The following is a 20,647-nucleotide window of genomic DNA, read 5'->3' as shown; positions in this document are numbered from 1 at the left end:
GACAAATCTCAAATGACATTACAATATTAATTGCTGGTGCCGTTTCCTTGCACAGGTTATGGCGAAGACGTCATAACCTCCTACAATTGTTAAATATAAAAAAGCAGTATGAGTTTTGACGCACCCTCCTCTTATTTATTATATTAAGATAATTCTGAACTGTTACTTATTCTGAGACGCTTGTATCTGTCTCCTAATACGAATACGTATTCATATGCCAACGATAACGTATTCATCGGGGGATGATAACGTATTCATTCTTTCGCTTTCAAAATGTCAATAATGACCTGTAAGATACATTTAATTATTGCAGTCATGTAAAACTAACAATATGGTTCAGCCAGCATGGTATATAAAGCCTTATTTGGAAAATATTGCAATAAAACACTGAACAATAAAGCAATATAAGGGTAGATAATTATTTACCGGACAGCAATAAAATAATTTAGATTACTTACTTATATAATAAGTTTTACATGTCACTTATTTGCGACGCAAATATATGCGTGCATGCGCGAGGATTGAACATTCGCAAGCGAAAGGAGTTAAGGAGTGAAGCCATTAGTTCTTGCTTTATAACACTAAAAGCATTTGGCTTCACCTCTTAACTCCTTTAACTTCTGAATTCTCTATACTTGCGAAAGTTCAGTGTATTATTATTTGCGAACGATTGTCTGGTCGCGGTCGGGGCCTATTGAGATTATGCGTATTGGTGTCTCAAGGTACTCCTCGAGAAACTTGACGTAGGCATTGAACTCTTCGGGGAACTGATCCTCGCTTGTGAAGCGTGTCATGTCTGTATTCCATCCCTTGAATTCCTTATATACGGGCTTGGCATCATACAGTTCGTAAGGCAGCTCAGTAGTCTGTGTGCCATCGGGCAACTCGTAGGCTACACAAGCCTTGACAACGGGGAAGCTGTCGAGCACGTCGCTCTTCATCATGATGAGTTCGGTGACACCGTTGATCATGACAGAGTACTTAAGCTGTACGAGGTCGCACCATCCGCAACGGCGCTCACGACCTGTAACGGCTCCGTATTCGTGGCCAAGGTCGCGAATCTTGCCGCCAGTCTCGTCAAACAACTCTGTGGGGAAAGGACCTGCACCGACACGTGTGCAATAAGCCTTCATGATGCCGTATACGTTGCCAATACGGTTAGGACCGATGCCCAATCCGATGCAAGCACCGGCACAGATGGTATTAGAAGAAGTCACAAAAGGATATGAGCCGAAGTCGACGTCGAGCATTGTGCCCTGAGCACCCTCACAGAGGATGTCCTTGCCAGAGCGCAGTACGCGATTGATTTCGTGCTCCGAATCGACAATCTGGAACTGCTTGAGGTATTCGATGCCCTCCATCCATGTCTTCTCGGTCTCGGTGATGTCGAAGTCGGTATAGCCGAGGGCTGCTATCTGCTTTAGGTGGGCAGCCTTGTGTGCCTCGTATTTCTCCTGGAAATTGTCGAGGATATCGCCTACACGGAGTCCGCTACGCGACACCTTGTCGGTGTATGTAGGACCTATGCCCTTGCCTGTAGTACCCACCTTGTTCTTGCCCTTAGAGGCTTCGATGGCAGCGTCGAGCACACGGTGTGTGGGCATAATGAGATGAGCCTTCTTAGAGATGTGCAGACGGCTCTTAAGGTCGTGTCCGCTCTTCTCAAGATCCTTAGCCTCCTGCATGAAGAGGTCGGGAGCGAGTACCACGCCGTTGCCGATGATGTTGACCTTGCCTCCCTGGAAAATGCCCGACGGGATGCTGCGGAGTACATACTTCTGGCCTTCAAACTCAAGTGTGTGGCCTGCATTAGGACCGCCCTGGAAACGTGCGATCACATCATACTTCGGGGTGAGGACGTCAACAACCTTGCCCTTACCTTCGTCGCCCCACTGCAATCCGAGCAGGACGTCAACTTTTCCTTTGTTCATATATTTCCTTATTTTTCTTTCTCTGTCCCTGAGGACCGAGTATGTTTTTTGTTAATATTTGCGTCTTGACACGCTCGTCGCTGGCATGAAGCACACAGACCAAATACGTAGAGTGCATAAGCTGTGGGACGAAACCGTCGCGTCTTAGCTCCAGGCAGCAGTGCCACTTCGGTAGGCGCACAGATATCCGTCGTACGTCCACACACTGTACAAACCTGTCGGCATCTTGCACGCGTAGGGTCAACCACTTCGTAGCGTGTACAGTTTTGCATTCTAAGACATACTATAAGTCGCAAATCGACAAGCAGCCGTAGCGTGTTGTAAAGTGTGGCCCGACTGACCTTAAAACCTTCGTTTGCCAACTTAGTTGCAATGTCTGCTATAGAGAAAGGAACATCCATAGAGCATGCCGCATCAAGTATGGCTCGCCGTTCGGGTGTACAGCGACTGTTCGTGGCCTGCAAGCTTCGAGCTAGTGTAGCATGTGCATTTTGTATAGCATCTTCTTGCATCATGTTGCAAAGTTACGTTTTTTTGGCAATTCAACCAAGAAGATATGCTAAAAAGCGTCAAATCCAGCGTCATTCAGTACTGTGGCAGCTGTTTTGGCCTGAATATGGTCTGTAGACGCCATATATTGCAAGCACGATACGAGTGCACGAAGCAATTGTCGGTCGGTTGTCTGAGTGTCGATACGAGCCACGTCAAGAAGTTTTTCTATAGTAGCAGCACTGACGGAACAGCCACGTTTGAGCAACCTACACACAAGATGGTAGGCTCCGGCACGGATTATCATATTGTCGTTATTAAGCATGGTGTGTGCAAGACTATCGGCATACGGAAGATGCTGGAACAGATTGAACACAGCCATCTCCATTATCTCGGATGTTATATCGGCAGACGTTGCCCAATCAATAGCTTCATCGGAAGACATTTTGTCGGCAGGCATTATCAGCGTAGCCAACAACCGGCACTCTCTCACCCCATTCTCAGCCCACAATGCAGAAGCCAATTCTGCATTGTGTCCATACTGAGCCGCCATACGTTTTAAATCGGGCAATTGAACGCCCCAATTTATCTTGTAGTTAAGTCCCTTGCTACGCATCGAGGCAGCAGTGACTCCGTTCATAAACAATCTAAACGAACGTTTTATCTGTTTTACCTGTTCGGATGTTTCCATAAAATATATTGTTCTTTCATGAGTTTGAGGTATACTCGCGCGAGTAGCGCATCATCTGTTCATCGTACTTCTCGCTGTAGTCAACAACGACATCTGTGGGAGTTCCGTCAGTGTCAGTGATTAGCGTCATACGTGGGTTGATAAAACCCTTGTATGGTGCAATGCCGAGAGAACGATAGCGTTCGAGCAACTCTGTGTGCAAGTCGGCATCGACATCTATGGCGTATTCCTCGACAAGAGTCTTGGCAGCCTCATAGTCGCCCTCGCTCTTTATGCGCTGTATCTCGCCGAGTAGGGCAGCGAAGGCTTCGCGTAGGTGCTCATAGTCGGAAATCTGCACACGGGTCTTGCCTTCCTGCAGCACAAGCTGTACGGCATTGGGGTAATGACTGAGTACCCATCGTGCGATGAGGGCTCTATTGCGCATGTGAGCCTCCTCAATCTGGTGGCCAGGCTTGATGCGTGTGAGCTGAGTAAGCAGACCGTTCATCATGTATGTATAATACTGAGAACGATAGGCTTCGACATTGGGGGTAAGTCCAAGTTGCACAAGTTTCGGGTCAGCGATGTAGTATAATCCGAAGAGGTCGGCACGTGCCTCCTCTATTGTTGAGCCATATGAGCCAAGAGCGTCGGCAGAGACACCAGGTAATAACTGTCCAGAACCATGACCGAGACACTCGTGGAGGTCGGTATGCAAATCGTCGCATAAATCTCCATATAGACCGATGAGAGAGCGAGTAGACTCGTCGTTGATTGCAAATTCCTCAATAAAGCCATTGCCTCGTGACGCCTGATTGTAAGCATGTGTCAGATTGCCTATAGTGATACTCTTGGAACCATATTGAGCACGTATCCAATCAGCATTGGGCAAATTGATGCCAATAGCCGTTGACGGATACTCATCGCCACCAAGCATTGCAGCACAAACCACATTGGCAGTAACGCCAACAACCTTTGGTTTACGGAATCGAGGGTCAACCGGAGAGTGGTCTTCAAACCACTGTGCATTGCCAGAAAGAGTAAGTGTGCGCTGCGTTGCTACCGGGTCTTTATAGTGTACAATACCCTCCCACGAACCTTTCAGTCCAAGCGGGTCGCCATATACCTCAATGAAACCATTGATAAAGTCGATACGTCCCTCATGCTCCTTCAACCATTCTATAGAATACTTGTCGAAAACATGGAGGTCGCCAGTGCGGTAATATTCTATAAGAAGACTTATAATTTCAACCTGTTGCTCATTTTCAGCCACAGCAGAAGCCTTTGTAAGCCAGTAAATAATCTGTTTGATCACACTGCCATACAAGCCACCTTCACGCCATACTTCCTCTACGATAGAACCGTTGTCTGTACGACGTAACGTAGAATTCAGTCCATAAGAAATTGGAGTAGCTTTATCTGGGTCGGCATTGCGCATTTGTGCATAATAGTTCTCCACCTCTTTCTGACTTACATTGTCATAAAAATTGCAAGCCGAGGTCTTTACAATGTCATCGCCAGCACGCTGATTGACGCGCTTGGGCATGATGGCAGGATTGAACATTATGGGGCACAATTCGTTCAATTCGTTGCTGACCCATGCGCTGTCGGGAATGGTTGCCATGACGATGCCGCGAAAGTATTCTTCGCTGAAATCGGGTATGAACTTCTCGCATCCATAGTGATGATAGATGCCATTGGCAAACCACACACGCTTCAAATAATCGACAACGGCACAAAACTCGTCCGTCTGACGATTGCCAGAGTAGCCCTTATAGACAGCCTCAAGCAAGAAGCGTATGCGTAGATTATATCGGCCAAACTGGTCGGTCGTAATGTCACGACCGCACAGTGTAGCCTTAGCGAGATAATAAATATATAGTTTCTGACGAAGCGTCAGACTCTCAAATCCGTCGAGACGATAGCGGAGCATCTGTATGTCGGCAAAACGCTCGTCGGTATAGTTGAATTGTTCTGTCATTGTAATTAATGATCGAACTTTCGCAAGTTCAGAAGTTATAGAATTTAAAGAAGTTATAGAATTTAAAGCCGTATGCCTTATAGCTGAATATTCAGCAAAAAGAGTAATGGCTATCGCTCGGCTTTGCCGCTTGCCTTAGCAAAAATTTCTAGCGACCGTAGGGAGCGCTAACTTCTTTAACTTCTGCATTCTCTGAACTTGCTAAAGTTCAGTTAATGATATTTATTACAGTTGCTCCTGATACTGTCGAGGAGTCTTGCCCACAATCTGGCAGAAAGCTCTATAGAACGACTGACGATTGGCAAACCCAACCATATCAGAAATCTCCTCAATGCGTAGATTGGCATAACGTTGGTCTTGCAACAAAGCCATTGCCTCTTCAATGCGCAGCTTGTTTATAAACTGCGCAAAGTTGGCATGATAGCGCACGCTGAGCACGATAGAAACATAGCGCGTATTGGTATGCAGCATCTCAGCTAACTGATGGGCTGAGAAACCACTTTCGCGATAGCGTTTCTCTACGACAAGCACGTGCAAGATCTGCTCCTTCAGTTTGTCGAATGTTTCGCGCGAGATTTTGGTCAGATACACGGGAGCCTTCTTTGCTTTGGCTGTCTGTTCCATTTAATGTCATTTAGTGGAATTTATCTACCTAAAGTGTATCACATTCTGCAAGCCACAGAGCGGATGCTGCATCGGTGGGCATGCGCCAGTCGCCGCGTGGCGAGAGTGAAACACTACCAACCTTCGGACCGTCGGGCAGGCACGAGCGCTTGAACTGCTGCTGGAAGAAACGTCGAATGAAAGTACGCAACCAATGCTTGATTACATCATCATCGTAAGTCTCTACACTGAAGGCATGACGAGCAAGCATGAAGAGCTTGGACGGACGGAATCCGAAACGCAGGAAATGATAGAGGAAGAAGTCGTGCAGTTCATATGGGCCTACAAGATCCTCGGTCTTCTGGCTGATGTTGCCATCCTCGTCGGCAGGGATAAGTTCTGGCGAAATCGGAGTATCGATAATGTCGAGCAACGTCAGACGCGACTGTTCGTCGATACTATTATTGGCTACATGGCCTACAAGATAGCGTATGAGGGTCTTGGGTATGCTGGCATTGACCCCATACATTGACATGTGGTCGCCATTGTATGTTGCCCAACCAAGTGCAAGTTCGCTAAGGTCGCCCGTACCAATGACTAAGCCGCCCAACTTGTTGCTGAGGTCCATGAGTATCTGCGTACGCTCACGTGCCTGGCCATTCTCGTATGTCACGTCATGCACATTTATGTCGTGGCCGATATCCTCGAAATGTTGAGTTACGCTCTTGGCTATCGGTATCTCGCGTATTGTGATGCCGAGGCTCTGCATGAGCGAGATGGCATTGTTGTAGGTACGGTCGGTAGTGCCGAAGCCGGGCATAGTGACACCAACTATTCCCTTACGGTCGTAGCCAAGCTTGTCGAATGTCTTGACACATACCAGCAGCGCAAGAGTAGAGTCCAAGCCACCACTTATGCCAAGTACCACACGCTTGGAGCATGTGTGTACAAGGCGTTTGGCAAGACCACATACCTGAATAGAGAAAATCTCATCGCAAGAAGCAAACATATCATTGCTTGTAGGTATGAATGGATGAGGATTGACGCTACGCATAAGAGAAAAGTCGCGAGGCTCTACGGCATCTGTAGAAATGATAGTCACCGGATTATCATTATTGGCACTTGCCTGTACGAACGATGTGTTCTTACGGCGTTCGGTGCGCAACTTGTCTACATCAATCTGATTTATCACGAGTTGTTCGTCAAGAGCAAAACGCTCCGACTCTGCCACCATAGTTCCATTCTCGCAAATGTACGCATTGCCACCATAGACAACATCCTGAGTACTCTCGCCAAATCCACATGAGCTATATACGTAACCACATATCAAGCGAGCACTCTGCTGGCAGAGAAGAGAACGCAGATAGGCATTCTTGCCTATAAGGTCGTCGCTTGCAGAAAGATTGAGAATAATATCTGCTCCTGCGAGAGCAATGTCGTTTGACGGTGGAACTGGTGCCCAAAGGTCCTCACACAGTTCTATGCCAAACTTCACTCCGTCGCAAGTCTGGAACAGCTGAATACCAGGTTGTACGGTAATGGTGTTGCCAGCAAAACGTACTTCTGTAGGACGTACAATATCGTCAACAGAAGCAAACCAACGCTTTTCATAGAATTCAGCGTAATTAGGCAGATAACGCTTGGGCACAATACCAAGGATATTGCCATGCTGGCACACTACAGCGCAGTTGTACAGCCCAGAACCAATACACACTGGCGCTCCCACAACGCAGATAATATCGAGTTTGCGAGAGAAGTCGAGCAACTGCAGAATCTGCATTTCTGCTTGCTCAATAAGCGTCTGTTGTGCAAAGAGGTCTTGACAAGTGTAGCCCGTGACTGAAAGTTCAGGGAATACGATAATCTCAGCCCCTTTACCTTCAGCCTGAGCTGTGAGACTCTCTATTTGCTTTATATTGTAATCGGCATCAGCAACCTTCACCGAAGGAATGGCAGACGCAACTGTGATGTAACCGTACTTCATTTCTTTATTATCTGATTGTTACCTGTGTAGCCCCATAACCATATTCCTGGAAAGAGGCGTCCTGATAGGGATAATTCTTATAACGATAGCGCAACTCATTGATTATAGCATGACGAAGCACGCCTTCGCCCTTGCCATGAATGAACACAATATGGAGTCCTTTATTATGCTTGTTCTCCTCAAGGGTTCTACGGAAGTAGTCGAGCTGATAGTTCAATATGTCAGATGTACCCATTCCTGCAGTAGTCTCAAGGAGTTCGTTAGCATGGAGGTCGACAACAAGAGGCTCATTGGATGATTTTTTCGACTTGGCGTGCTTTGGAGTATTGAGCGATTCAAGTCCCTTCAACTTGCTGTAAGAAACATTAGATTGAACATCTTTCTTGCTCTTAGTTTCAGTCTCATCAGATTCTACATATATAAGTTTTTCAGCCTCAATAGGTTTGAGCTGTGCTACCTCATCGTTTTTCACCACGGGATAGAGCAGAGCAGGAGTCTCGAAGAAATCGTTTGACTGGAATGTATGCAACTTGTAGAACTTCACCTTGTCAATACGGAACTGAACATCGCAAACCGGTTTGGCTACGAAATCCTTATCACGCTTGAACGAGAGAAGCTGGAATCGTACACGGTCGATTTCGTTGAGCTGGTCGAGTGCAAAGCTTTCAATATAGAGCTTAGTATTGGGCTCAAGTTCGCCTTCACCGCGCAAGCGGAACGAATGGCCGTCAACACTCATATAGAGATAATGTACATAGTAGTTGCTGTCGTTGACAAGATAGCAAGCGAATGTTGATTTCGAGAAATTCTTGACATCCTCTGGCACAAAAGCATAATAGAGGTTAAGCACGTTGCCTCCCTTGCGCTCCTCTACCTTAGCACGATAGGTAATCTCACGGTCGGCAGCATCATATTCTTCCTCCTCTATAAATTCATCATCAATTGTAGCGTTGATTTTAGCCTTTACCGACATATTGAACGTGTCGGGGTCGGCAGTTTCGGAAGCCTGTTCTGCCCCACCCTTCTTGACTACCGAACGCGCTGAAGAATATTCTTCGCCACTACTGGTCACAACAAGGTCGGAAATGGGAGTTGGAATCTGAAATCCGTCTTCATCCTCAACCAAGGCTATGTCCTTGCCTTGAAATCCAGCAATCTTTCCACCGCCAATTTCGCTGAGGAACTGTACTTTATCACCTATTTTCATAATTGTAACGTGTTTTCTTTATTAAATAAAATATGAACTACTCACACATTAAGGTATGAGCAATGAACTGTCTCCGTAGCTCAAGAATCGGAAGTCGTGCGCCAAAGCATAATCGTATATCTTGTGCCAATCTCCATGCAGGAATGCACTCACGAGCAATAGCAACGTAGACTGGGGCTGATGGAAATTAGTAACGAGCATCTTTACTATCTTATATTCATAGCCTGGGGCAATGATTATCTGCGTACTTGAATGAAGCGAATTAAGCGAGTGGCGGTCGAGATAAGCAAGAATGTTCTGTATGGCCTTAAGAGGCGTAACTTTAGCTGCCATTTCGAAGGTTTCATCTTCATAAGGCTCCCACTGACATACGTGCAATTCATCTTCAGAGATGTCAAGATTCTTCTCAAGCTTAACACCCATATAGTAAAGACTTTCAAGCGTGCGAACACTCGTAGTGCCAACGGCAATGGCACATGCATTATGCTTAATGAGTTTTTCGAGAGTCTGACGATGGACGCATATGTACTCGGTATGCATCTCGTGATCCTGTATTTCCTCTGACTTTACAGGCTTGAATGTTCCAGCCCCAACATGTAGCGTCACCTCCTCACGATCAATACCGTGATTGTCGAGCGATGCGAGCACGTCTGATGTAAAGTGCAGACCAGCCGTAGGAGCAGCCACGGAGCCCTTGATTTTAGAGTATACTGTCTGATAAGTTGTCTTGTCACTCTCCTGAGTCTCACGATTAAGATAAGGAGGAATTGGTAACTCGCCTACAGAGTCGAGCAATTCGGCAAAAGATACAGTATTATCATCCCATGAGAAATCGACACGATAGCTCTTGCCTACATCTTCACGTCGCTCGGCATTGAGTGTCACCTCACGACCCTTTACATCAAAAGTACGACGCAATGTCTCACCCTTCCATTTCTTCAAGTTGCCTATCATGCAAAGCCAAGAACACGAACCGGTAGTCTGAAACATCTGCTCATAGTCGGCAGGTACATAAGGTTCGAGCAGAAACACCTCGATGAGTGCACCCGTAGACTTACGGAAGTGCAGACGTGCCTGGATTACCTTGGTGTTGTTGAACACCATAAGAGCACCCTCCGGCAAATGATTTGGAATATTATAGAAGACATCTTCCGACACCTCACCATGCTTATAAAGAAGCAACTTGCTGTGGTCGCGTTGAGCAAGCGGGAACTTGGCTATACGCTCGTCAGGAAGAGAATAATTGTAGTCCTTAATATGTATACGTTTTGTTTCCATTTTCTATTTTTATCTAACTGAAATTCTATAATATGGTCTTAATAAATAAACAAAGCCTTGAATAAGGTGATGAGAACTGTAGAAACGAGCACAAAAACTACAATGTCAACATCACAAAGTCGGTAGCCCGTTGACGTGTACTGAGTCGATACGTAATTGTCCTCACCAAACATTCGGCGGCTCACTCGCAAATAAAAATAATAGACTCCTATAGCACATACACTGCCCCAAAGAAGACCGCAAACAATATCTGAAGGATAATGAAGGCCAAGATACATACGGGTATAGCAGTTGACAAACGACCAAAGTACAAGCGCTACACTCAACACCCGACTCCTCACAAGCATACAGAAAAACAATGCTAAGGAGAATGTATTTGCTGCATGTGCCGAGAAAAATCCATAAGACGTTCCACGATAGCCATCCACTACCGACACATCATACTTAAAGATGGGATCGTTGCTCGGTCGCCAACGCTCTACCAGAGGCTTTACTATGACATCGGCCATAATATCAGCCAATCCCACACAAGCTAAAGCACAACCTACAACAAGCATTATCTGTCCCATTGTCTCATTGTTCTTGACCACAAGATAGAACAGCGACGCATACAACGCCAACCATGTAAAGCCTGACGTAAGGGCAGACATCCATCCGTCGAGAAAGACAGAGTTGCTACCGTTAAACCATGACAGGACAAGCCTGTCGTTTGCCAAAAACGTCTGGATATCTAACAGCATTATTGCGAATGGTTTTATTTATATTATTTGTAAAATCTTGAATTATATCACTTCTACCTGATTGCTCTTAATCCATCCCTCACGACCATCGTCAAGACGGATGCCCAACCATCCCTTCATCAAGCTATCTGTAATGACTACCGACGTGCCCTCATGAAGCACAAAGGCACTTGCACTTGTATCTGAAGGAGTCTTTCTGATTTGTGCAGACGGACGCACTACAACAGCACGATCGTGAGCATTGAATGCACGCAGCTGCTGCCAAGCAAAAAGATTGGACATAATGAATATGACGAACGAAAGCAACGCTCCATAGAAGCCCACCTTACGCAGCACTACCCTACCACATAGGAAATAGACAGCAATAAGCAGAAGCATTACAATGAACGAAGCTACACCAATGCCGGCCCAACCATCTATGCCACAAAGATTGAGCATCGACTCATACCAATCGACAAAGAACATACGCGAACCCGAAGACACGCGGTCGATGGTCTTACTGTGGACAAATTTGAGATTGGCACGTATGTCATCATCCTGAGGAGCGAGGCGCAGAGCCTTCTCATACGCCACTACCGACTGACCGATATTGCCTAATCGATAGTAGGCATTGCCTAAATTATAATAAAGAGTTGCACTTTCGTCAACCTTCAACAGCTCGTTGTAAATCCTGGCTGCCTGAATATAATTACCGCTAGTATAAGCAGAATCGGCATCTGCCTTATTGACAGCAAAGACTTCGACACTGCACAACGACAAAACAAAACCGATGATTATAACCGATAGTGTTGACGCTGTTTGTGCACTGCGTTTGCCACGCGAGGTCTTCAAGTCACCCTCAATGTCAGTAATAGCTATCATAGCTGTATCGTATGTTTTCATCATATTGCCACCTACATCACCTGGAGCATAACGCTCAAACTCACACTCGTCAAGAGCAGCAATGAACTTGTCAATAGTGTCACGACTAATCTCACGCTCTTCAAGCTTTGCGGCGATATTTTCGCGCGAGAGTTGTTCGACCGGCATATTCAACTTGTCGCCGGCATAACCCCACAATGCTCTCAAGGTCTCGTCGTAGAACAGGTTCTGACGACCAGCATTAAGTAGTTGCAGAGCCTTCTTCAGACGTTTGGTGGCAACCTTATTGGCGCGCTTGCCCTTCATACGTGCTACGTCGGCATTATCACGTACTCGATTGCGATGGTAAACGAGCACACTTACAAAGAATACAAAAGGCAGAATAAGCCCCAACCAGTAAGACGCTGAACGATAGAACGAATATCCCTTGCCAGAAGTGGCTTCGCCAGTCTTGATTGCACGAATATCAGATGACTCAACACCAGAATAGTCGCTCACAGACGACTTGCGTCCGTCGCCCTTAGCAACATTTATTTCAATTGGCTGGGTACGGACAGTCTTATATGTATCGGCAGCAACATCGTAATAATTCAGTTCTACCGAAGGAATAGTGTATTTGCCTTGGTTGCGTGGTACAACAAGATAGTCGTAAACCATATTGCCTTCAATACCATTTGCAGTAAGACGGGTACGGTCTGTTACCTTAGGATCATACCTGTCAAAATCTTTTGGGAAATTTACTACCGGCTGCTTTACAAGCTTAAGGTTGCCATTGCCACCTATCACAACACGCAAAGTAACGGGGTCGCCCTCCTTATATGAACCACGTCCAAGAAGCTGGGTTGAAATATTGAAACGGCCCACGCCACCACTGAAGTTGACTGGCTTGGCAGGAAGCGGAACTACCTCTATGTTCAGACTTGGAGCCACGATGTCACGCTTTATCTCCACATAACCCGAACCACCGTTGAAGAAAGCCTCAAAGGGGTCTACTGCATTGTTACGTGCCACTACTACACCCTTGAATGTTATACTCGGAATCTGTAGTTTGCCTGTCATCTGCGGATACATTACATACTGGCTCCACGTGACACAACGATAATTACGACCGTTAACCTTCTCTACATGGAAACTCTTCTGCTGTGGCAGTTTTATTTCCTGGGTATGAAAACCAGTAAGGTCTGGCATCTTGCCGTCGAGCGAAGTCAAATCGACAAGAGTGTAAACCTTGTATGTCAGCAGTATCGGTTCCTGTTCGTGAACACGCTTTTTATTGGCACTAACCTTTACAAAGAGGTCTTTGGCAGAGATATGACCAGTATTGTTGACATCGTAACTCTCGTCCTCATGATTCTTAGGAGCCGACGAACCACCACTCTTTGCTGCTCCCGACACCTTAATGTGTACTGAATGCGAACTGATGGTCTTGCCATCTACCTTTGCTCGCGCACCAGGAATTGTATAGGTGCCTGCCTTCTCTGCATACAGAGTATAGGTATATGTGACACTTGCCGAACGACTTGTATGGCCATTTATCATTTGATAGCTCGACTGATAGGACGTATATGGACCTGCTATCACCTCAAGACCCGAAGGAATGTTTGCAGCCCGGAAGTCGTCCACACTTTGAGCATTAACACTATACGTTAGACGGAAATTCTCGCCTGTCGCAACATGCGACGGTGCAGAAACAGAAATGCCCTGTGCGTAGGTACATAACGTAAATACGCACAGAACATAAAACAATATAGACCGTTTCATTCTATTTAGCTTTGTCATTAGCTTTCTCATTGAAAGTTTGTATTCTTACTACCAGTTTTTCTCAAGACGTTTAGACTTGCCAGCACGTTGCGCTTCCTTAACCTTGCGCTGCGTAGCCTGCTCGTTTTGCATGGCAGCATTAAGCAGTTGCTCAGCATTGTCCTTGCTCATCTTCTGCTTTTGATCTTCAGGATTTTTCTGCTGCGACTTGTTCTTTTCTTCCTTTTTCTTCTTATCGTCTTTTTTCTTGTTGTCGTTATTCTGCTTGTTTTGTTGTTTTTGCTGTTGCTTGTTCGACTTGTTCAAGCGCTTGCACAATTCAAGATTGTAGCGTGTCTCATTGTCTGACGGATTATTTCGAAGACTCTCCTTGTATGCTTCGATTGCCTCAGAATATAGACGATGGTTCTGGCAGATAAATCCGATATTATGGTAGACCATAGCCTTGCGCTTAGGGTCTTTCTCAAGGCGTCCGGCTTTCTCAAACTGTACTGTTGCCAATGAGTCCTTGTTCTGCATCATCAAGGCACAGCCAAGATTGTATAAAGCCTGAGTATTGGTACTATTAGCTGAAACAGCCTTACGATACTCAGCCTCTGCCTTAACAAAATTCTGCTGGCGATACTGACGGTTGCCACTGCGTATACAACGACGGTCCGACTGGGCACTGATGTCCACCACCGAAGCTATCAACATAATTATAACTATAGCAATTCTCATATTGTATCTTAATTATGGAATTATTTAAGCCTTCTTCTATTTAAGCCTTCTTCTTGAAAAGAAAAACATTTTTGAATCGTGGGTTCTTGGCCTCAAGCAAGCAAGCTTCTACAATTAAAAGCAAGATTACAATTAGGCCGAAAGCCTGAAACTGGTCGGCATACTCACTATACACCACATCCTGTGTGGTGCCCTTCTGAAGTTTTGCCAATTCACTGTTCAGTTTCTCCTGGGCGTCATTGGTATTGTCCACATGGATATATGATCCGCTGCCAACCTGAGCAAGACTACGACACATATCCTCATTGAGGGCCGACATAACAACATTGCCCGAAGCGTCCTTGAGATAATCGCCACCTACTGGGATTGGTGCACCCTTGGTGCTACCTATACCCAATATGAACACATTTATGCCCTTCTTGCGTGCAGCCTTCACTGCTTCCTCGGCACCACCCTCATGATCTTCACCGTCGGTAATGACAATAATGGCACGTCCTACCCCCTGCTGCTGTGTGAAACTGCTTGCCGAAAGATTGATGGCATGGGCTAAGTCGGTGCCCTGTGTTGTTATAAGCGACGGACTAATGTCATGAAGAAACATTTTGGCCGACACATAATCATTTGTAATAGGTAACTGCACGAAGGCATCGCCAGCAAAGACTACAAGACCTATCTTGTCGTTTGTGAAATTGTCGACAAGGCTCTCTACAAGCATCTTGCTCTTGTCGAGTCTCGACGGCACAACATCCTGGGCAAGCATAGAGTTGCTTATGTCCATGGCTATTATCGTCTCGATTCCATTGCGCTTGTCATTGGCTATTTTCGACCCCATTTGAGGACGAGCAAGCATAACAATCATAAGTGCCAATGCACTTATAAGTAGCCAAAACTTAACTGTAGGACGCCCTCTGGACACATCGGGCATCATTGCCGCCAACAGCTGTTTGTCGCCAAGACGCGACATCAGACGGCGACGTTTCCATAGATTATAGAATCTAAGTACGACAAGAAAGACTACGGCTACCAGCAGCCATAGATATGATGGGTCAGCAAATTTAAACATACTGTTTCGCTTTATGGTATTTTACGAAGTACTGTGTTTCTCAAGACTATCTCTACAAGCAGCAAGATGACAGCCAAGAGAAGGAACGGCTGGTAAGCCTCATAACGCTTTGAAAAACGCTTTACGTCCATCTTGGTCTTCTCAAGTGTATCGATGTCCTTGTAAATCTTTGACAACTCTTTGTTGTTGGTGGCACGATAAGAGCTGCCACCTGTTGTATGGGCAATTTCTTCGAGTGTCTTAGTGTCAATCTCTACAGGCATGTTTACATACTGTATACCTCCAGCCACTGGCACCGGGTAGGGAGCCACCTTATTTGTACCTACAGCGACAGTATAAACTCTTATGCCCATGCTCTTGGCAATCTCAGCACTCGTCATAGGAGAGATGTCGCCCATATTGTTACTACCGTCGGTAAGCAAGATTACCACCTTGCTCTTGGCCTTTGAATTCTTCAGACGTGACACAGAATTTGCCAAGCCCATACCAATGGCTGTTCCGTCAGAAATGATGCCTCTGGCAGCAATGTCAGTACGCACCGACTGCATCATATACAACAGAGATGTATGGTCGGTAGTCATAGGACACTGTGTGAACGATTCGCCGGCGAAAATGGTAAGACCTATATTGTCGTTAGGACGTCCGGCTATGAATTCTGCAGCCACATTCTTAGCAGCCTCAAGACGGTTGGGCTTGAGATCTTCGGCAAGCATGGAAGTCGAAACGTCCATTGCAAGCATTATGTCAATGCCCTCTACCGACTTAGTATCCCACGCATTACGTGTCTGAGGACGAGCCAATACGCATACGAGCAATGTGTAGCAGATGCAATGCAACACCAACGGAACGTGCACCAGACGTGTACGCCATGTACAGTATCCGTAACGATAGGCTTCGGCTGTACTGACACGCATTGAGGGCACGCTTTTCTTACGATATAAAAGATACCATACAATGTACGGAATCAACAGTAAGATGAGTATAAAGTATTCTTTATTAGCAAATTCCATTGTCATTCGTTTTTCTTATTCCAGCAACAGCCATGCGTTGTAGACTATGTAAACCACCAGAACAAATGCTGCTATGCCAATCAGCCACAGTAACGACTTTATCACTCTGTGGTTCTTGTTGGTCTTCTTCTCGTCGTCGCTCAGCGTAGGCATAATCTTCTCCTCAGTCGGAACGTCGTCGCGTTTCGTCTTGTCGATAAAGTTTATGGCGTTGACGAGATTCATGTCCTTCTCGTTTAGCAATGAAGAATATTTGGCAAACTTCACCAAATCAGCTGTCATGAAGAGTTCCTGCAGTTCGTTCATCATACTCTCATCGCCATTGGCCTTGAGGTGCATTATAATCTCCGAACTTGTCATCTCCATAGCATTGAATCCGAAACGCTCCTTAATATACTTACGCAAAGCCTTGGTTAGCTTTGTGTAATATTCCTTCTGGTCATCGGTCGACTCAAAGTTCACCTTCTTAAGGTTTTCTATCTCATTGAGCGCTTTCTGATGTGGAGGTACAACCTTCACAATGCGTATCTTGGCTATGATTGGCTTGTTGTGCTTCAAACGTTGCAACAGATAGGCAAAAGCCAGACACAACACTATAACAGCAAGTGCCGACCACATCAGCGGAGTCCACTCGCTCCACATGAAAGGATTGTCCTGTATATCCTTGGGAGGGAAGAACTTTTCGGGATGAAGAGTGTCCACATCACATGTCACCACCTTGAGAGCAAGCTGGTTGGATGTGTAGACCTTACCGTTCACCTTCACCTTGACACCTGGCAACGGATACAGTTTCTCATCAAAACTTGTAAGCGTATATGAATGGCTCACCTTAAGAATGCCATCCGAGACAACTGGCTCGGACGATGTTTCTTCAAGCACTTCAACACCAGGAACATAATATTGCGAACGCTTGAAATGCGGGAACACTACGTTAGCTCCTTCTTTTGCCGACACTTCTACCGACAAATGAGCCTGCTGGCCTATAAGTATTGCTATGGAATCTATTTTTGACTCTACTGTCACGTCCTGAGCATTGCACACAGTGGCGCAGAACAGCAATGACAATATGTATGAAATGAATATCCTCATTATTTTTTATTTACGTTTTGACTGACTGTAAATATCTCTAAATACGCGATCCGAAAAGACGCATCATAGCTCTGACATAATCGTCGTTAGTCGCTACCGACACCCAGTCGATTTTCGAACGCGAGAAGACATCCTTCAGCTTTGCCTCCGATTCAGCCCAATATTGTGCATGCATTCGCTGCACCTTGCGGCTTGACGTGTCAAGATACATCTCGTGTCCTGTCTCAGCATCGACAATGCGCATCAAGCCTACATCAGGCAGTTTCTTCATCCATCCGTCGTACACCTGTATGGCCATAATGTCGTGCTTACGGCTGGCAATCTGCATTTGTCGTAAAAAGTCTTTATTGTCAAGAAAATCGCTGAGTACAAACACCGTAGCACGGCGCTTCATAGCTCGTGTGAAGAAAGCCATAGCTTCTCCTATGTCGGTTCTGGTGCTCTGCGGCTTGAAGTCGAGCATCTCACGTATAATATATAAGATATGCTTTCGCCCCTTCTTTGGAGGAATGAATTTCTCGATACGGTCGGAGAAGAAAATCACGCCAATCTTGTCATTGTTCTGGATTGCACTGAAGGCTATGGTTGCCGCAATCTCGACAGCCATATCCGACTTAGTGCAATGACGCGTACCGAACGAGAGAGACCCTGACACATCTATCATCAACATTACGGTAAGCTCGCGCTCCTCCTCAAAAACTTTGACAAACGGTTTGCGGAAACGCGCAGTAACATTCCAGTCAATGTCGCGAACGTCGTCGCCGAACTGATATTCACGCACCTCAGAGAAAGCCATTCCCCTACCCTTGAAGGCCGAATGATACTGGCCTGCAAAGATGTTCTGGCTGAGTCCGCGGGTCTTTATCTCAATCTTGCGGACTTTCTTTAATATTTCTGAAGTTTCCATTATAAATCGAATGATCGTTATACCCTTTTAGGGTACTTCAACCTTATTGATAATCTTTGATACTATGTCCTCGCTCGTCACATTGCTTGCCTCCGCCTCATACGAGAGGCCAATACGGTGGCGCATAACGTCGTGAACAACGGCACGTACGTCCTCAGGCACTACATAGCCACGATGCTTGATGAAGGCATAAGCACGGGCTGCCTTGGCAAGACTGATACTTGCACGTGGCGAACCACCAAACGTAATCATATCCTTGATTTCTGCCAGACCATACTTTTCGGGATAGCGCGATGCAAACACTATATCCGCAATATATTGCTCTATCTTCTCGTCAATATACACGTCCTCAACTACGGCACGAGCCTTCATTATCTCCTCTGCAGTAGTCACTGGCAGCACGTTTTTGAGCTCGCCCTTGATATTCTCACGAATAATCTGTTTTTCCTCTTCCAGTGTAGGATAACCAATTACCACCTTAAGCATGAAACGGTCGACTTGAGCCTCAGGCAACTGATATGTTCCCTCCTGCTCAATAGGGTTCTGTGTAGCCATAACGAGGAAAGGCTTAGGCAAAGCAAATGTCTGCTCGCCGATTGTTACCTGATGTTCCTGCATTGCCTCAAGCAGTGCACTCTGCACCTTGGCTGGCGCACGGTTAATCTCATCGGCCAATACGAAGTTGGCAAACACAGGACCCTTCTTCACATGGAAAGACTCGTCCTTCTGCGAGTAGACCAATGTACCAATAACGTCGGCTGGCAAGAGGTCGGGAGTAAACTGAATACGGCTGAAGTCTGCGTCTACAAGACTTGACAATGTCTTGATGGCAAGTGTCTTTGCCAATCCCGGAACACCCTCCAGCAGGATGTGTCCATCACTAAGAAGCGATATAAGCAACGACTCTACAAGGTGCTTCTGGCCTACGATTACCTGGTTCATACCGGTCACCAAATTGGTGACAAAACTGCTTTGCTGTTCTATCCGGGCATTAAGTTGGCGGATATCTATTGATTCTGACATTTCAGTAATAATTAATTTTCTAAATTCATTAAACATAGGTCTTACGACCTTTTTCACACGCAAAATTACATAAATAATATCTCTAAGGCGAAATATAGAGTCTAAAATATATTAAATATGTCACATTTTTTTACTACTACGGATTGATGCTATCCAAGTTCAAACCGAACGAAGCAGTCAATTCCTCATATATGCGCTGCACGGGCAGCCCCATTACATTATAGAAACTACCCGAGATAGACTCAACCCCAACCAAGCCAATCCACTCCTGAATGCCATAGGCTCCAGCCTTGTCGTAAGGTTTGAAATGGTCTACATAGAAATCAATCTCACCATCCGTGAGATTTTTGAATTTCACGTCGGTAGACACAGAGAATCGGCTTTGCTTGCTGTCCGTTCTTATGCATACACCAGTTATTACATGATGAGTCTTGCCGCTTATTTCGCGCAGCATACGGCAGGCATCCTCACGATCATGAGGTTTGCCCAAGATGTCATGTCCTACGACTACTATTGTGTCAGCCGTAATAAGGAGTTCGTCAGAAGCTATCGAATAGGCCGACGATTTCTTCGACGCGATATATTCGGCAACATCCTTCGATGGCAGGTTGTCGGGATAGGACTCGTCTATGCCACTCATCACCCTCACTTCAAAATCAAGTCCTAGTTGATTGAGCAATTCCTTCCTACGGGGCGAATTACTTGCCAGTATAATTTCCATTGTATATTTCTTTATATTATTTTAATTACAATCTCATCACCTTATTTATTATATTGTTTCATGCCAATTTAGCTTTCTACCAACCAAAAGCAGCATCTTCATTTAGCCATTTGCCTTGCGCCCGCAGCACCTGTTCTATTACGTCGCGCCCCACGCCATGACCGCCTATTCGGCCACTTATATATGTACTAATGCTCTTAATATCGTCGCAAGCATCATTGGGGCAGCACGCACAGCCAACACGCTTCATCACTTGATAGTCGGGAATGTCATCGCCAACGAACATCACCTCCTCGTCTTCCAGACCATATCGCTGTAGCAGTTCGTCGTAAGCCGTAATCTTGACGCCAGCACCCATACATATGTCCTTCACGCCAAGCCCCTCATAGCGTTTGCGTACAGCTGCCGTGTTGCCCCCCGTGATAATGGCAATGCGCAATCCAACCTTACATGCAAATTGAATGGCATAGCCGTCCTTTATGTTCACCGTACGAAGTGGTTCGCCTTCGGAACTTAACAATATAGTCTCAGCCGAGAGTACACCATCGACATCAAACAGGACAGCCTTGATTTTCTTCAAATCGTAGTTTATCATGATTTTCTCGA

At 45.8% G+C, this 20,647-nt stretch carries 18 protein-coding genes; all 18 read right to left on the bottom strand.

Annotation, left to right across the window (positions count from 1 at the left end; genetic code table 11):
- Positions 1-656: 656 nt before the first annotated feature.
- The gene (locus I6E49_RS07670) at positions 657-1,931 is read right to left on the bottom strand and encodes an adenylosuccinate synthase (RefSeq protein WP_235401558.1); all 1,275 of its coding nucleotides are present in this window, start codon (positions 1,929-1,931) and stop codon (positions 657-659) included.
- Between the two features lie 8 nt (positions 1,932-1,939).
- Entirely contained in the window at positions 1,940-2,443 is a 504-nt protein-coding gene (locus I6E49_RS14640) for a Fur family transcriptional regulator (protein WP_363662195.1), read from the bottom strand.
- Positions 2,444-2,490: 47 nt separating this feature from the next.
- Entirely contained in the window at positions 2,491-3,111 is a 621-nt protein-coding gene (locus tag I6E49_RS07665; RefSeq protein ID WP_235401557.1) for a DNA alkylation repair protein, read from the bottom strand.
- A gap of 16 nt (positions 3,112-3,127) precedes the next feature.
- Entirely contained in the window at positions 3,128-5,074 is a 1,947-nt protein-coding gene (locus tag I6E49_RS07660) for a dipeptidyl peptidase 3 (protein ID WP_235401555.1), read from the bottom strand.
- A 225-nt stretch (positions 5,075-5,299) separates the two neighbouring features.
- Entirely contained in the window at positions 5,300-5,698 is a 399-nt protein-coding gene (locus tag I6E49_RS07655; protein WP_235401552.1) for a helix-turn-helix domain-containing protein, read from the bottom strand.
- A gap of 28 nt (positions 5,699-5,726) precedes the next feature.
- Positions 5,727-7,661 carry an NAD(+) synthase gene (locus tag I6E49_RS07650; RefSeq protein WP_235401550.1) on the bottom strand — a complete coding sequence of 645 codons (1,935 nt, stop codon included), beginning with the start codon at positions 7,659-7,661 and terminating at the stop codon, positions 5,727-5,729.
- A 7-nt stretch (positions 7,662-7,668) separates the two neighbouring features.
- On the bottom strand, positions 7,669-8,868 hold the full coding sequence (locus tag I6E49_RS07645) for a DUF2027 domain-containing protein (protein ID WP_235401547.1): 1,200 nt from the start codon (positions 8,866-8,868) through the stop codon (positions 7,669-7,671).
- A gap of 48 nt (positions 8,869-8,916) precedes the next feature.
- A complete protein-coding gene (locus tag I6E49_RS07640; protein WP_235401544.1) occupies positions 8,917-10,146 on the bottom strand; it encodes an S-adenosylmethionine:tRNA ribosyltransferase-isomerase in 1,230 nt (409 codons plus the stop codon).
- A gap of 38 nt (positions 10,147-10,184) precedes the next feature.
- Entirely contained in the window at positions 10,185-10,886 is a 702-nt protein-coding gene (locus tag I6E49_RS07635) for a phosphatase PAP2 family protein (RefSeq protein ID WP_235401542.1), read from the bottom strand.
- A 42-nt stretch (positions 10,887-10,928) separates the two neighbouring features.
- A complete protein-coding gene (locus I6E49_RS07630) occupies positions 10,929-13,508 on the bottom strand; it encodes a BatD family protein (protein WP_235401539.1) in 2,580 nt (859 codons plus the stop codon).
- Between the two features lie 48 nt (positions 13,509-13,556).
- Positions 13,557-14,228: an aerotolerance regulator BatC gene (locus I6E49_RS07625; protein ID WP_235401537.1), complete on the bottom strand. Its 672-nt coding sequence runs from the start codon at positions 14,226-14,228 to the stop codon at positions 13,557-13,559.
- 40 nt (positions 14,229-14,268) lie between these two features.
- Entirely contained in the window at positions 14,269-15,291 is a 1,023-nt protein-coding gene (locus I6E49_RS07620; RefSeq protein ID WP_235401535.1) for a VWA domain-containing protein, read from the bottom strand.
- Positions 15,292-15,302: 11 nt separating this feature from the next.
- Positions 15,303-16,301: a vWA domain-containing protein gene (locus tag I6E49_RS07615; protein WP_235401534.1), complete on the bottom strand. Its 999-nt coding sequence runs from the start codon at positions 16,299-16,301 to the stop codon at positions 15,303-15,305.
- A gap of 15 nt (positions 16,302-16,316) precedes the next feature.
- Positions 16,317-17,390, bottom strand: a complete 1,074-nt coding sequence (locus tag I6E49_RS07610) for a BatD family protein (protein ID WP_235401532.1) — start codon at positions 17,388-17,390, stop codon at positions 16,317-16,319.
- A 37-nt stretch (positions 17,391-17,427) separates the two neighbouring features.
- Positions 17,428-18,297: a DUF58 domain-containing protein gene (locus I6E49_RS07605; RefSeq protein WP_235401530.1), complete on the bottom strand. Its 870-nt coding sequence runs from the start codon at positions 18,295-18,297 to the stop codon at positions 17,428-17,430.
- Between the two features lie 27 nt (positions 18,298-18,324).
- On the bottom strand, positions 18,325-19,320 hold the full coding sequence (locus tag I6E49_RS07600; protein WP_235401528.1) for an AAA family ATPase: 996 nt from the start codon (positions 19,318-19,320) through the stop codon (positions 18,325-18,327).
- A gap of 136 nt (positions 19,321-19,456) precedes the next feature.
- The gene (locus tag I6E49_RS07595; protein WP_235401526.1) at positions 19,457-20,041 is read right to left on the bottom strand and encodes a Maf-like protein; all 585 of its coding nucleotides are present in this window, start codon (positions 20,039-20,041) and stop codon (positions 19,457-19,459) included.
- Positions 20,042-20,117: 76 nt separating this feature from the next.
- The gene (locus I6E49_RS07590; RefSeq protein ID WP_235401524.1) at positions 20,118-20,636 is read right to left on the bottom strand and encodes a KdsC family phosphatase; all 519 of its coding nucleotides are present in this window, start codon (positions 20,634-20,636) and stop codon (positions 20,118-20,120) included.
- Positions 20,637-20,647: the final 11 nt, after the last annotated feature.

The sequence above is a fragment of the Leyella stercorea genome (genome assembly GCF_021531655.1).
Note: the sequence above shows the minus strand (reverse complement) of the source record. Positions and strands in the feature narration are given on the sequence as shown.